General features: G+C 73.3%; 14 protein-coding genes. 9 read left to right on the forward strand and 5 right to left on the reverse strand.

What is annotated here, in order from left to right:
- Window positions 1–7: 7 nt before the first annotated feature.
- Together AB0469_RS25155 and AB0469_RS25160 are read right to left on the reverse strand one after the other, a co-directional pair.
- A complete protein-coding gene (locus AB0469_RS25155) occupies window positions 8–346 on the reverse strand; it encodes a type II toxin-antitoxin system PemK/MazF family toxin (RefSeq protein ID WP_366453690.1) in 339 nt (112 codons plus the stop codon).
- Entirely contained in the window at window positions 343–687 is a 345-nt protein-coding gene (locus AB0469_RS25160; RefSeq protein ID WP_366453692.1) for a hypothetical protein, read from the reverse strand. The genes AB0469_RS25155 and AB0469_RS25160 overlap by 4 nt, the downstream gene beginning before the upstream one ends.
- Window positions 688–1,212: 525 nt before the next feature.
- Between AB0469_RS25160 and AB0469_RS25165 the strand changes: the two genes are divergently transcribed.
- Both AB0469_RS25165 and AB0469_RS25170 read left to right on the forward strand, forming a co-directional pair.
- Window positions 1,213–1,764, forward strand: coding sequence for an NADPH-dependent FMN reductase (locus AB0469_RS25165; protein WP_366453694.1), 552 nt, complete (start codon window positions 1,213–1,215; stop codon window positions 1,762–1,764).
- Between the two features lie 73 nt (window positions 1,765–1,837).
- The gene (locus tag AB0469_RS25170; protein WP_042809829.1) at window positions 1,838–2,281 is read left to right on the forward strand and encodes a luciferase family protein; all 444 of its coding nucleotides are present in this window, start codon (window positions 1,838–1,840) and stop codon (window positions 2,279–2,281) included.
- A gap of 169 nt (window positions 2,282–2,450) precedes the next feature.
- Here AB0469_RS25170 and AB0469_RS25175 read toward each other — a convergent pair whose 3' ends face one another.
- Window positions 2,451–2,963: a PadR family transcriptional regulator gene (locus AB0469_RS25175; protein WP_366453695.1), complete on the reverse strand. Its 513-nt coding sequence runs from the start codon at window positions 2,961–2,963 to the stop codon at window positions 2,451–2,453.
- Window positions 2,964–3,073: 110 nt separating this feature from the next.
- Here AB0469_RS25175 and AB0469_RS25180 point away from each other — a divergent pair, with 110 nt between their 5' ends.
- From AB0469_RS25180 to AB0469_RS25190, 3 genes are all read left to right on the forward strand, one after another.
- Window positions 3,074–3,628 (forward strand): hypothetical protein, encoded by a 555-nt coding sequence (locus AB0469_RS25180; RefSeq protein WP_366453696.1) that lies wholly within the window; start codon window positions 3,074–3,076, stop codon window positions 3,626–3,628.
- A complete protein-coding gene (locus AB0469_RS25185) occupies window positions 3,625–4,953 on the forward strand; it encodes a carotenoid oxygenase family protein (RefSeq protein ID WP_366453697.1) in 1,329 nt (442 codons plus the stop codon). The genes AB0469_RS25180 and AB0469_RS25185 overlap by 4 nt, the downstream gene beginning before the upstream one ends.
- Window positions 4,954–5,133: 180 nt before the next feature.
- Window positions 5,134–5,559 carry a TOBE domain-containing protein gene (locus tag AB0469_RS25190; RefSeq protein WP_366453698.1) on the forward strand — a complete coding sequence of 142 codons (426 nt, stop codon included), beginning with the start codon at window positions 5,134–5,136 and terminating at the stop codon, window positions 5,557–5,559.
- Window positions 5,560–5,568: 9 nt separating this feature from the next.
- Here the strand turns inward: AB0469_RS25190 and AB0469_RS25195 are convergent, their stop codons facing one another.
- Window positions 5,569–7,035 (reverse strand): helix-turn-helix domain-containing protein, encoded by a 1,467-nt coding sequence (locus AB0469_RS25195; protein ID WP_366453699.1) that lies wholly within the window; start codon window positions 7,033–7,035, stop codon window positions 5,569–5,571.
- A gap of 235 nt (window positions 7,036–7,270) precedes the next feature.
- Here AB0469_RS25195 and AB0469_RS25200 point away from each other — a divergent pair, with 235 nt between their 5' ends.
- The 4 genes from AB0469_RS25200 (at window position 7,271) to AB0469_RS25215 (ending at window position 11,817) form a co-directional block, all read left to right on the forward strand.
- A complete protein-coding gene (locus AB0469_RS25200) occupies window positions 7,271–8,098 on the forward strand; it encodes an FAD binding domain-containing protein (RefSeq protein ID WP_366453700.1) in 828 nt (275 codons plus the stop codon).
- The gene (locus AB0469_RS25205; protein WP_366453701.1) at window positions 8,095–10,899 is read left to right on the forward strand and encodes a molybdopterin-dependent oxidoreductase; all 2,805 of its coding nucleotides are present in this window, start codon (window positions 8,095–8,097) and stop codon (window positions 10,897–10,899) included. The genes AB0469_RS25200 and AB0469_RS25205 overlap by 4 nt, the downstream gene beginning before the upstream one ends.
- 59 nt (window positions 10,900–10,958) lie before the next feature.
- On the forward strand, window positions 10,959–11,408 hold the full coding sequence (locus AB0469_RS25210; RefSeq protein WP_366453702.1) for a molybdopterin-dependent oxidoreductase: 450 nt from the start codon (window positions 10,959–10,961) through the stop codon (window positions 11,406–11,408).
- A gap of 103 nt (window positions 11,409–11,511) precedes the next feature.
- On the forward strand, window positions 11,512–11,817 hold the full coding sequence (locus AB0469_RS25215; RefSeq protein WP_366453703.1) for a hypothetical protein: 306 nt from the start codon (window positions 11,512–11,514) through the stop codon (window positions 11,815–11,817).
- A gap of 26 nt (window positions 11,818–11,843) precedes the next feature.
- On the opposite strand, the gene AB0469_RS25220 is transcribed toward AB0469_RS25215, so the two are convergent.
- Window positions 11,844–12,263 carry a TOBE domain-containing protein gene (locus AB0469_RS25220; RefSeq protein WP_366453704.1) on the reverse strand — a complete coding sequence of 140 codons (420 nt, stop codon included), beginning with the start codon at window positions 12,261–12,263 and terminating at the stop codon, window positions 11,844–11,846.
- Window positions 12,264–12,320 lie beyond the last annotated feature (57 nt).

Below are 12,320 nucleotides of genomic sequence, written 5' to 3' on the forward strand. Positions count from 1 at the left end.
CACGAGGTCAGCGCTGCAGCCCGAGAATCAGACGGACCGAGTCCTCCACACGGTGCAGTTCACCCGGAGCAAGCAGCCCCAGCCTTCTCCGCAACCGCGACTTCGCAACCGTGTGGAGGTCGGCGCAGTTCACGTACGACTCGTCGTACTTCGTGAGTCCGGCGTCAGGCCCGATCGGAACGTGCGTGACCTGCGGACCGGACGTGGCGGTGATCAGCGCCACCGTCACCGAGGCCAGCGGCTCCGCGATCCGGTTGACGGTGAGGACGACGACGGGGTGCGGCCCGACCGGTTGCGGCAGTGCGCAGACCCACACTTCGCCACGCAGCGCCGTGCCTGCGCTCACCACTGCATCTCGTCCGCTGCCGCGAGCTCTTCATCGGTCGGCTCGACCACGCCCTCGGGCAGAGGTGCACCCTGCTTCTCGTAGAAGGCGCGGATCTCTTCGGCCGCCCCGACCTCGGCCGCTTCCCGTGCGAGGAGCCTCAGCCCTTCGCGAAGGGCGTCCGAGGTCGAGTTGAGGTGCAGTGTCCGCATGACCTCCTGAAGGGCCTGCACCTCATCGCCACGGAGCCGGACCTGCGCCAGCCGACTGGGCCCGAGCACGGCCGCCGCCGCATTTCGCTTCACCGCCGTCGCGGCGGCCTTCTTGGCGGCCTTCTTCTTGCGAGCTTCTGTGGTCTCCACGCCCCCTCCAGCCTGTCGTACAAATGTCATACACATAGTGTGGAGTGGAGAGACCGACCCGGTCAAGGCAATCCCACAGGGCAGCCCTCACCGCACGGGCAAGACCGAACGCCGCGGCGAGGGTCTCATTCACCCCTGTCCGGGCCCGTCCAGACGGGGGCGAACTCGTTCGCTCCGCCGCAGGTCAGGGCGGGTATGGCCTCCTCCGTACCCCCGTACGGACATTTGGAAAGCGTGTGGGGGCAACCCCTCACGAGTTCGAATCTCGTATCCTCCGCCAGCCCAGAGGGCCGGATCCCGGCTTCCCGGCTCCGTTTCCCGTCCCGGCTTCCGTCCCGGTTCCCGTCTCACCCGGATGTGCGCAGCCGTGCTCCCGGGCGGTCCGCCCGGCGCCTCCCCCACGCCCCCGACCTCGCCCTCTAGCGGCGCTCAACGGGGGCTCCGGCGCCCGCGCCTACCGTCGGGACGGGATCGCGGTGTCCGCGTCCTCCGCCCTCAGGCGTCTTTTCAACAAGGAGTCCGACCATGACCGTTCGCGTCCTCGCCCTCGTCGGCAGCCTCCGGGCCGGCTCGCACAACCGTCAGCTGGCCGAGGCGGCCGTCAAGCACGCGCCCGGCGACGTCTCCGTCGAGATCCACGAGGGCCTCGCCGAGATCCCCTTCTACAACGAGGACATCGACGTAGAGGGTTCCGTCCCCGCCGCGGCGACGGCCCTGCGGGAGGCGGTGTCCGGTGCGGACGCGCTCCTGCTCGTCTCCCCCGAGTACAACGGCACCATCCCCGCCGTCCTGAAGAACGCGATCGACTGGCTGTCCCGCCCCTACGGGACCGGCGCGATCACCGGCAAGCCGGTCGCCGTCATCGGCACCGCCTTCGGCAGCTACGGCGGCGTGTGGGCGCAGGACGAGGCCCGCAAGTCCGCCGGTGTCGCCGGCGGCGCCGTCCTGGAGGAGGCCCGCCTCTCGGTCGCCGGATCCGTCACCCGCTTCGCCGACACCCACCCCGCCGACGACGCCGAGATCGCCACCGCGGTCCTCGCCGTCCTGGAGCAGCTCGCCACCAAGGCGAACGCCTGACGCACCCCGCGGCCGCAGCTCCGTCGGCCCTCCACGCTCTCGGCCGGGCGACCGGCCGGAAAGGAACACCGCCATGCTCACCCTGACTCCCCGCGAGGGCGCGGCCCCGAAGGTCTTCGGCCCGGCCCCGCACGGCCAGGGCTCCCAGATCTCCCCGATCATGCTTCAGGAGGAGCTGTGGGGGCGGATGCGCGCGCTGCCCTACGTGTACATGGCGCCCACGCTCGTCTCGGTCCCGCACGCCCGGGCGCTCTTCCTGCCCGAGGGCGTGGGCACGGGCCCGGCCGAGGCCTTCCAGCGCGGTAGGGAGTGGGCCCACATCCACCCCCACCACGACGGCTCCCTCCACCTCACGCTCCCGAAGGAGGCCGAGGAGGAGGTGATCTCCGCGGGCTGGGGCGTGCACCACCCGGTCCAGGCGGTGACGCTCGTCTACGGCCCCCGCAGCTATGCGGAGCTGGAGACGGTCTGGAAGATCGTCCACTTCTCGTACCGGTACGCCGTCGGCATGAAGTGACCCCTGGGGGACCTCAGCCAGGAGAGGGCCGGACCGCGGCGGCGGTCCGGCCCTCCGGCGTCTGCCGTCGTCCCATGGGCAGCCACTTCCAGACGGTCGTCGGCCTCGACGCCACTCCCGCCGACGCCGCGGCCCGCGCCGCCGCCGGGCATGACGGGGCCCGAGCGCCCTAGCGCAGCCGGTCGGCCGCCCAGCGGGCCCACTCCCGCTGCATCTCGTTGAGGCGCAGGCCGTACTCCAGCGCGATCCGGCCGTACACCGACAACTGGTCCTCGCCCCAGTCGATCGACCGCTCCAGGGCGCGCAGGGCCTCGTACTCCTCGTCGGAGTGGTCCATCAGCCCCGTCAGGTAGGCGCTCGCCTGCTCCCGGGGGAGCACACCGAGGAAGAAGACCCTCAGCAGGGTGTCGCTGCGGGGGGTGCGCTGCGGCCTGGTCTCCGTCAGCCAGTGGCGCAGTTCGGCCATCCCCTCGTCGGTGAGGGTGTACTCCTTGCGGCCGCGCGGGCCCTCCGCCGAGACGGTGATCAGCCCGGCGGCGGCGAGCTTGGACAGCTCGCCGTACATCTGGCTCTGGGTGGCGGGCCAGACGTTGGCCAGCGAGGTCTCGAAGCGCTTCAGCAGGTCGTAGCCGCTGGCCGGGCGCTCGGCGAGGAGTCCGAGGAGGGCGTGTCGAAGGCTCATGCCCCTCACCTTACATTCCATCCTTGACATGTCAGTTTTGGAAGGTCTACCTTCGACATGTCAGAACAGGAACGTCAGGGCAGCGAGCAGCACACAACCGGGGGTCTTCGATGTCGTACCTGCGCACCTTCCTTCCGTGGATCGTCTTCGCCGTGGTCCCCTCCGCCCAGTGGCAGTGGGGCGCGCTCGCCGCGCTGGCGGCCGCGGTCGCGGTGGCCGTGCAGCAGCGCCGCGAGGGGGCCGGGCCCGACGCGCTGATCATCGAGATCGGTTCGGCGGTCTTCTTCGCGGCCCTGGCGGGCATCGCCTTCGCCGACCCGGGGTCGGCCGTGCACGACTACTCGGCGGCCCTCTCCTCGGCCACGCTGGCCCTGGTCGCCGCCGTCTCGCTGCTCATCCGCAAGCCCTTCACGCTGGGCATCGCGAAGCGCACCACCCCCCGCGAGGTCTGGGGGCTGCGCCCCTTCGTCCGGGCCAACACGGTCATCACCGGCGCCTGGACGGCCGCCTTCGCCCTGACCGCCGGCGCGCTCGCGGTCCTCGCCCACGCAGGCCAGGGCCACTCGACGGCCGCCACGGCCGTCCAGGCCGCCGGCTTCGTCCTCCCGATGCTCTTCACCTCCCGCTACGTCGCCTCCCTCCAGACGAAGGCCGGTGCCCGATGACCACCTCCGACACGACCCCCCGCCACCTCTCCGGCAACTACGCCCCCGTCATGGACGAGCTGACGGCGCACGACCTGCCCGTCACCGGCCGGATCCCCGAGGAGCTGGCCGGCTGGTACCTGCGCAACGGGCCGAACCCGGCCGACGCCGCCTCCGGCCACTGGTTCTTCGGCGACGGCATGGTCCACGGCGTACGCCTCGAGGGCGGCCGGGCCCTCTCGTACCGCAACCGCTGGGTCCGTACGGCGCAGCTCACCGACGGGGCCCGGACGTACGACGGTCGCGGGCGGCGCGACCTCACCGCCGGACCGGCCAACACCCACGTCGTCCGGCACGCCGGCCGCACCCTCGCCCTCGTCGAGACGGCCCTGCCGTACGAGCTCACCCCCGCGCTGGACACCGTCGGCCCGTACGACTTCGGCGGGCGGCTGACCACCGCGATGACCGCGCACCCCAAGGCCTGCCCCGTCACCGGGGAGCTGCACTTCTTCGGCTACGGCATCGCCGAGGCCCCCCACCTCACCTACCACCGGGCCGACGCCTCCGGGGAACTGACGGTCAGCCGGCCGGTGGAGGTCCCCGGGGCGACGATGATGCACGACTTCGCCCTCACCGCCGGGCACGTCGTCTTCCTGGACCTGCCGGTGGTCCTCGACCTCGGCCTGCTGGGCAGCGGCACCATGCCGTACCGCTGGGACGACGGGTACGGGGCCCGGCTGGGGGTGCTGCGCCGCGACGACCCGTACGGGCGGGTGCGCTGGTGCGCCCTCGACCCCTGCTACGTCTTCCACGTGCTGAACGCCTACGACGCCCCGGACGGGACGGTCGTGGTCCACGTGATGCGCTACCCCGAGCACGCCCGGCGCGCCGCGGACGGGACGGTCGCCGGGGGCGGGGAGGCCGTGCTGTGGAAGTGGACGGCCGACCCCGCCACCGGGACGGTCCGGGAGGAGCAGTGCGACGACCGGCCGGGCGAGTTCCCCCGGATCGACGACCGGCTGGCCGGGCTGCGGGCGGAGCACGGGCACGTGACCTGCGGGAATTCCCTGGTCCGCTACGACCTGGAGACCGGGGCGTCCACCGCCCACGACTTCGGCCCGGCCCGGACGCCCGGCGAGGCCGCCTTCGCCCCGGCCGCCGAGGGGTCGCCGTCCGGGACGTCCGGCTGGCTCGTGACGTACGTCCACGACGCCGGGACCGACCGCAGCGACCTGGTCGTCCTCGACGCCGAGGACCTCGCGGCCCCACCGGTCGCCACGGTCCGCCTGCCGGCCCGCGTCCCGCACGGCTTCCACGGCAACTGGCTGGCGGACGCGGCCGGGTAGGGGACCGGCGGTCGGCGGGCCGGCGGGCCGGCGGACGGCGGGCCGGCGGGCCGGCGGGCCGGCGGAGGCGTACCGGACCGCCGTGGGCGACCTGGAGCGGATGACCCGCGACCTGGAGCGGGCGAAGGTCTGGGCGCTCCGGCCCCGGCCGGTGCGCGGGGGCGCCGATAGGGTGGGCGGGTGCCCTCGTACTCCATCGGTCAGGCCGCCGGTCTGCTGCGCGTGAGTCCCGAGACCGTCCGCCGCTGGGCCGAATCCGGGAGGCTGCCCGCCCTGCGCGCGCCCGACGGGACGCGGGCCGTCGACGGGCCGGCGCTCGCCGCCTTCGCCAAGGAGCGCGCCGCCGGGCTGCACCCGGTGCCGGACCGGGCCGCCGCCACCTCCGTGCGCAACTCCTTCGCGGGGATCGTCACCGCCGTCCGGATGGACGAGGTGGCGGCCCAGGTGGAGATCCAGTCGGGTCCGCACCGGATCGTCTCGGTGGTGACCCGGGAGTCGGTGGAGCAGCTGGGGATCGCGGTCGGGGTGAGCGTCACCGCCCGGGTGAAGTCGACGGAGGTCCACGTCAACGTACCGGGCGGACCGGGCGGGCCGACCGGGGCGTAGGCGCCGTGCTCAGCGGCAGCGGAGGGCGGCGTACAGGTCGAGCTTGTGGTCCAGGCGGGACAGGTCGCGGCCGGTCAGGACCTGCACGCGCTCCATCCGGTAGTGCACGGTGTTGACGTGCAGGTGGAGCGCCTGCGCGGTCCGCGCCCACGAGCAGTTGTTGGCCAGGAACACCTCCAGGGTCTCCCGCAGCATCCCGTCCCCGAGCGCCCCCAGCACCCGTTCGCCGAACACCGCCCGGACCTCCTCGGGCACGCCCGCCATCAGCCCGCCCAGGGTGTCCAGCTGCTCGACCCCCCGCACCGGGGCGACCGCGTCGGCGGCCGTCAGCGCGAAGCGGGCCTGGGTCAGGGAGGCCCGCAGGTCCTCCGGCCCGACGGCGGTCGCGCCCGCGCCGAGGCGCAGGTCGGCCTCCGGGCCCCCGCAGACCTGGAGCAGCGGCCACAGCCCGCGCAGTCCGGCCGCCGTGTCCTGCGGGGCGTGCGGGCCCTCGTACAGGACGGCCACCGCCTCCCCGCCGGCCGCCTCGCCCAGCGCCCACCGCACCCCCTCCAGGTGCGCGAGGGCTTCGGCCAGCGCCGGAACCGAGGTGGCCACCAGCACCCGGTACGGTCCCTGCGGCGGGAGTCCGGCGGTGGTGAGGGCCTCCTCCAGCGCCGCGGGCTCGCAGTCCGCCGACAGCAGCCCGGCCAGCTCCCGCCCCGCCGCCCGCGCGGCGGCGGCCTCGCGGTGGGCCGGGCCGTCGCGGTGCTGGGCCAGCACCTCGGCGATCTCGTGCAGCACGCGCGGCGGCGCCGCGTCCGCGTCGGGCAGGTGGAGCTGCCAGGCGTCGTACGGGGAGCCGTCGGCCTCGATCCGCAGCGTGAGCCCGCCCCGGGAGGGCGAGGCCGCCCGCTGGGCGGGGATCACGGGGGCCGAGGGCGTACGGGCCACCGTGCGGCCGCTCGCGGTGAGCAGGTAGCAGTCCACCCGGCCCAGGTGGGCGCAGGCCCGCTCCAGCAGCTCGCCGGGCGCGGCCCCGTCCTCCAGCAGCCGGCTCAGCTCGGCGCGCGCGTTGGAGGGGAGGGCGAAGGTCCGGGTCGGCCGACGGCTCAGGTCCCCCCAGTGCCGCAGGTACACGGCCTCGGTGACGGCCCGGAAGCTGGTCCGCGCCGGGACGGCCACGATCGGCACCCGGTGGGCCCGGCAGGCGTCGACGAGGGCGTCGGGGACCCGCCCGTGGGTCTCCTCGCCGGCCAGCAGGGCGGTGGCCCCGGCGTCGGCGAGCGCCGAGACGAAGCGGTCCGCCTTCCCCAGGTCGCCGTCCGCCCACCACACCAGCCCGCTCAGCACGATCTCGCCGGGCCCCAGGAAGCGGCCCGGGTCCTCCAGGTCGGTGGCGGTGACCCCGCTGACCTCCTGGCCGAGAAGGGCTTCCTCGCCCCAGAGCAGGGTGAGGCCGAGACTGTCGGACCGGAGCAGGTCGAGGACGTGCATGGCAGGGACTCCTTGCGGTGGGGATCACCCACATTCGCCAGGCGAATACGAGGAAGCCCATCGTAAATGCAAGGGCATCGCCCGCCTATGCCCCGTCTGTGCCCCTTGGTGAATCCTCCAGGACGGCCGCTTCCGGACTGTCTTGTTTCCGTGGCCTGGACCAGTCGTTTCGCCCCCTTCGCCGTTGCTTCACTGAAGCGCACGCCCCGGACGACAGAGAGGCTGGTGGCGCGAAATGGACCTCAACACGGTGCTCGACGTGCGCGATGCCCGCCGCCGCGAACCCTGGCGCCCCGGCGACGCCTTCCTCGGCGGGGGCACCTACCTCTTCTCCGAGCCGCAGCCCCACATCCGCCGACTCGTCGACCTCTCCCGGATGGGCTGGCCGCCCCTGTCGTGGCAGCCCGACGGCTCCCTCGACATCGCCGCGACCTGCACCATCACCGAGCTGTCCCGCTTCGGCCGCAGCCTGCCGGCCCCCGCCGCCCCGCTCTTCGAGCAGTGCTGCCGGGCCTTCCTGGCCAGCTTCAAGATCTGGAACATGGCCACCGTCGGCGGGAACCTCTGCAACGGCCTCCCGGCCGGGCCGTGCATCTCCCTGACCGCCGCCCTCGACGGCACCGTCCTGCTCCAGGGCCAGGACGGCACCACCCGCCGCATGCCCGTCACCGAGTTCGTCCGCGGCGCCGGCGTCAAGGACCTGCGCGACGGGGAGATGCTGCGCTCGGTGCGCCTGCCGGCCCGCGCGCTGGACACCCGCACGGCCTTCCGCCAGGCCTCCCTCTACGGGCTCGGCCGCTCCGCCTCCCTGGTGATCGGCACGAGCGACCCCCAGGACGGCTCGCTCGCGGTCACCGTCTCCGCAGCGACCACCCGGCCGTTCCGCTTCTGGTTCGCGCTGCCGCCCACCGCCGCCGAGCTGCGCGCCGTGATCGACGGCGCCGTCCGCCCCGACGAGTGGTTCGACGACATCCACGGACTGCCCGCATGGCGGCGGCACATGGCCCTGCTCCAGGCCGAGCAGATCCGCCGCGAACTGCTCCCCCCGGAGGGACCCCGATGAGCTACGAGATCGAGATCAACCGGCAGCGCTTCGAGGACGAGCCCCGGGCGGGCCAGTGCCTGCGCACCTACCTGCGCGAACGCGGCTGGTTCGGTGTCAAGAAGGGCTGTGACCAGGGCGACTGCGGGGCCTGCACCGTCCACGTCGACGGGCAGCCCGTGCACAGCTGCCTCTACCCCGCCGTCCGCGCCGAGGGCCGCTCCGTCACCACCGTCGAGGGCCTGGCCTCCCCGTGCGGGGACCTCCACCCGGCGCAGAAGCAGTTCCTGGAGGCCCAGGGCTTCCAGTGCGGCTTCTGCACGGCCGGCTTCCTGATGACCACCTCCGCCCTCCAGGCCGAGCGGGGCACCGCCCACGACGACGGGAAGCTCGACGACCTGCCGCGCGCCTTCAAGGGCAACATCTGCCGCTGCACCGGCTACCGCGCCATCGAGGACGCCGTCCGCGGGGTCAGGCACATCGAGGAGCCCGAGGCCGGCCGGGCCGTCGGCCGCAGCCCGGGCGCCCCGGCCGGCCCCCAGGTCGTCACCGGCACCGCCCGCTACACCTTCGACGTCGAGGTACCCGGGCTGCTGCACATGAAGCTGCTGCGCTCCCCGCACCCGCACGCCCGCATCGTCGGCATCGACGTCCGCGACGCCCTCCAGGTCCCGGGCGTGCAGGCCGTGTTCACCCATCACGACGCCCCGGACCACCTGTACTCCTCCGCCCGCCACGAACACCCCACCGAGGACCCGATGGACACCCGGGTCCTGGACGACGTGGTCCGCTTCGTCGGCCAGCGCGTGGCGGCCGTGGTCGCCGACAGCGAGCAGGCCGCCGAGGAGGGCTGCCGGCGCGTGGTCGTCACGTACGAGGAACTCCCGTACGTCATCGACCCGGAGGAGGCGATGCTGCCGGGCGCCCCCGTCCTGCACCCCAAGGGCCCCGAGTCGGGGATCTTCCGCGCCGAGAACAACGTGTGCGGCGAGGTCCACGGCACCGTCGGCGACATGGAGAAGGGCTACGCGGAGGCGGACGTCGTCCACGAGGAGACCTTCCGGACGCAGCGCGTACAGCACGCCAGCCTGGAGACCCACGGCTGCGTGGCCTGGTTCGAGCCCAAGGAGGACGGCGAGGGCGAGCGGATCACCGTCCGCACCTCCAGCCAGGCCCCCTTCCTCACCCGGCGGGCGCTGTGCGCCCTCTACGGCCTGGACGAGGACGAGGTCCGCGTCGTCGCGGGCCGCGTGGGCGGCGGGTTCGGCGGCAAGCAGGAGATGCTCACCGAGGACATCGTGGTCCTCGCCGCCCTGAAGCTGCGCCGCCCGGTGAAACTGGAGTTCACCCGGGCCGAGCAGTTCTACGGCGCCACCACCCGCCACCCCTTCAAGGTCACCATCAAGATCGGTGCGAAGAAGGACGGCACGCTCACCGCGCTGCGCATCCGCATCGTCTCCAACACCGGCGCGTACGGGAACCACGGCCCGGCGGTCATGTTCCACAGCGCCGGCGAGTCCTTCGCCGTCTACAAGGCGCCGAACAAGCAGGTGGAGGCGTACTCGGTCTACACCAACGGCGTGCCCGCGGGGGCCTTCCGCGGCTACGGCCTGGGCCAGGTCCTCTTCGCCCTCGAATCGGTGATGGACGAGCTCGCCATCCGGCTCGGCATGGACCCCCTCGCCCTGCGCGAGAAGAACGTCATAGGCGCCGGCGACCACATGGTCACCCCGATCGGCCACGAGGAGGACCTGTTCATCGCCTCCTACGGGATGAAGCAGTGCATGGACGTCGTCCGCAGGGCCGAGGCGGAGGACCGCAGCCACGAGGACGTCCCCGAGGGCTGGCTCACCGGCACCGGATCGGCGGTCGCCATGATCGCCACCGGCCCCCCGGGCGGCCACTTCGCCGACGCGCGGGTCAGCCTGCTGAGCGACGGCACGTACGACATCGCGGTGGGCACCGCCGAGTTCGGCAACGGCACCACCACCGTCCACAAGCAGATCACCGCCGGTGCGCTGAACACCACGGTCGACCGGATCACGGTCCGCCAGTCCGACACGGACGTGGTCCGCCACGACACCGGCGCGTTCGGCTCGGCCGGCACGGTGGTGGCGGGCAAGGCCGTGATGCTGGCGGCCGATTCGCTCGCGGAGCGCCTCAGGACCTTCGCGGCCCGCCACACGGGCGTGGCCCGGCACCTGTGCACGCTGGAGGCCGAGGCCTTCGACTGCGCGGGCCGCGTCGTCCCCCTCAAGGAGCTCTACGAGGCCGCCCACGACAAGGGCGCGCTGGACGAGATCGCGGCGGACGGACACTGGGGCGGCTCCCCGCGCTCGGTCGCCTTCAACGCCCAGTGGTTCCGCCTCGCCGTGGACCCGGACACGGGCGAGATGAGGATCCTGCGCAGCGTGCACGCGGCCGACGCGGGCAAGGTGATGAACCCGATGCAGTGCCGGGGCCAGGTGGAGGGCGGCGTGGCCCAGGCCCTGGGCGCCACCCTCTTCGAGACGGTACGGGTGGACGAGCGCGGGGAGGTCACCACGGCCGCCTTCCGCCGCTACCGGCTCCCGCAGTACGCGGACGTCCCGCGCACGGAGGTCCACTTCATGGAGACCTCGGACGCGATCGGCCCGCTGGGCGCCAAGTCCATGAGCGAGAGCCCTTTCAACCCGGTGGCCCCGGCCTTCGCGAACGCCCTGCGGAACGCGACGGGGATCCGCTTCACGGAGATGCCGGTGACCCGTGACGTGGTGTGGCGGGAAATCAACCGGAAACTGCAAGGGGGAACCGCCAAGGAGGCGCACAGCTGCGACTCATAGGACCCTCCCAACCTGGCAGATGAGGTTCCACCACTCCTCCGGCGGGGCATGACTGGCCCATGGCCTCACTCCTGCTGCACGGCGACCTCGACCACCCGGCGACCCTGACCGTCGCCGACCTGCGGCGATGGCCGCAGCACCGGGCGAAGGTCGTCTTCGACTGCGCGACGAACGGCCCGCAGCACCACGTCTTCGAGGGCGCGCTGCTGCGGGACGTCATCTCCGGCGCCGGCCCCGTCTTCGACGCCCGCCGCCGCAAGGACCGCGGCCGCTACCTCCTGGCGGTCAGCGGCGGCGACGGCCACCACACCGTCCTGTCCTGGGCGGAGCTGGACGACGACTTCTGCGGGAGCCCGGTCCTGCTGGCCACCCGCCTCGACGGCGAGGACCTCGACGGCTCGGGCAGCCAGCTGGTGGTCCCGTCCGACCGCTGCGGGGCCCGCTACGTCAGCGCGGTGACCCACGTGTGGTTCGGCACCCTGGACGTCCCGGCGCTGATCGGGGTCTGAACACGCGCCCCTCCGCCACCGCGGGACACGCCGTCACCCTGAGCCACGGCTCGCTACCATCAGCGACGACAGCTGGTCGGACGGGTCGAGAGGTGGACGGACGATGTTGCGAACGGCACGACGCACGGGGAAGGCCCTGGGAGCGTGCGCGGCGGCCGCACTGCTGGCGCTGGCCACTCCGGCGGGCACGGCGCAGGCGGCGGACGGGGTCCTGGTCATCGACGGGACGGAGCACGAGGACCCGTCGGGCTGCTACCGGCTGGGCGACTTCGCCCCGCCGCAGGTCGTCAACCACACGGACGAGGTGGCATGGGTGTGGGACGGGACGGACTGCGACGGCCGGGTGACGCAGCAGATCGACCCCGGCGCGAGCACCATCGGACGCGGCCGGAGCCTCTTCATCGAGTGACGGCCCCGGCCGGTGCCCGGCGGGGCTCAGGCGGCCTGGAGGGAGACCTCGGTCGACTTGATCAGCGCGACGACGGAGGAGCCGGCGGCCAGGCCGAGCGCGTCGACGGCGTCGGCGGTGATCGCGGCGGTCAGCCCGCCGCCGTCCACGTCCACCTTGACGGAGGCCATGGCCGGACCGGCGGCGACGTCGACGACGGTGCCGGCGATCTGGTTGCGGATGGACAGCCCCTCGACGGGACCGGTCGCCAGGGCCACCTCGGTGGCCTTGACCAGGGCCTTCACGGAGGAGCCGGCCGCCAGGCCCAGTTCCTTGACGGCGTCGACGGTGATGGCGGCGGTGATGTCCTGACCGCCGTCGAGACGGACCTTGACCGTCGCCATGGCCTCACCGGCGGTGATGGCGGTGACGGTTCCGGCGATCTGGTTGCGGATGCTCAGGCTCATGGGTGCCCCGACCTCTTGCGTAGTGATGTCGCGCGGCCCGGGAAGAACCGCGCGGGA

The organism is Streptomyces sp. NPDC093801, from assembly GCF_040701585.1.
Lineage (GTDB): Bacteria > Actinomycetota > Actinomycetes > Streptomycetales > Streptomycetaceae > Streptomyces.

Coding starts and splice junctions, on each gene's coding strand:
- AB0469_RS25165 (WP_366453694.1), top strand. CDS start 1,213: ATGACCGTTCGCGTCCTCGCCCTCGTCGGCAGCCTCCGGGCCGGCTCG.
- AB0469_RS25170 (WP_042809829.1), top strand. CDS start 1,838: ATGCTCACCCTGACTCCCCGCGAGGGCGCGGCCCCGAAGGTCTTCGGC.
- AB0469_RS25175 (WP_366453695.1), bottom strand. CDS start 2,963: ATGAGCCTTCGACACGCCCTCCTCGGACTCCTCGCCGAGCGCCCGGCC.
- AB0469_RS25180 (WP_366453696.1), top strand. CDS start 3,074: ATGTCGTACCTGCGCACCTTCCTTCCGTGGATCGTCTTCGCCGTGGTC.
- AB0469_RS25185 (WP_366453697.1), top strand. CDS start 3,625: ATGACCACCTCCGACACGACCCCCCGCCACCTCTCCGGCAACTACGCC.
- AB0469_RS25195 (WP_366453699.1), bottom strand. CDS start 7,035: ATGCACGTCCTCGACCTGCTCCGGTCCGACAGTCTCGGCCTCACCCTG.
- AB0469_RS25200 (WP_366453700.1), top strand. CDS start 7,271: ATGGACCTCAACACGGTGCTCGACGTGCGCGATGCCCGCCGCCGCGAA.
- AB0469_RS25205 (WP_366453701.1), top strand. CDS start 8,095: ATGAGCTACGAGATCGAGATCAACCGGCAGCGCTTCGAGGACGAGCCC.
- AB0469_RS25210 (WP_366453702.1), top strand. CDS start 10,959: ATGGCCTCACTCCTGCTGCACGGCGACCTCGACCACCCGGCGACCCTG.
- AB0469_RS25215 (WP_366453703.1), top strand. CDS start 11,512: ATGTTGCGAACGGCACGACGCACGGGGAAGGCCCTGGGAGCGTGCGCG.
- AB0469_RS25220 (WP_366453704.1), bottom strand. CDS start 12,263: ATGAGCCTGAGCATCCGCAACCAGATCGCCGGAACCGTCACCGCCATC.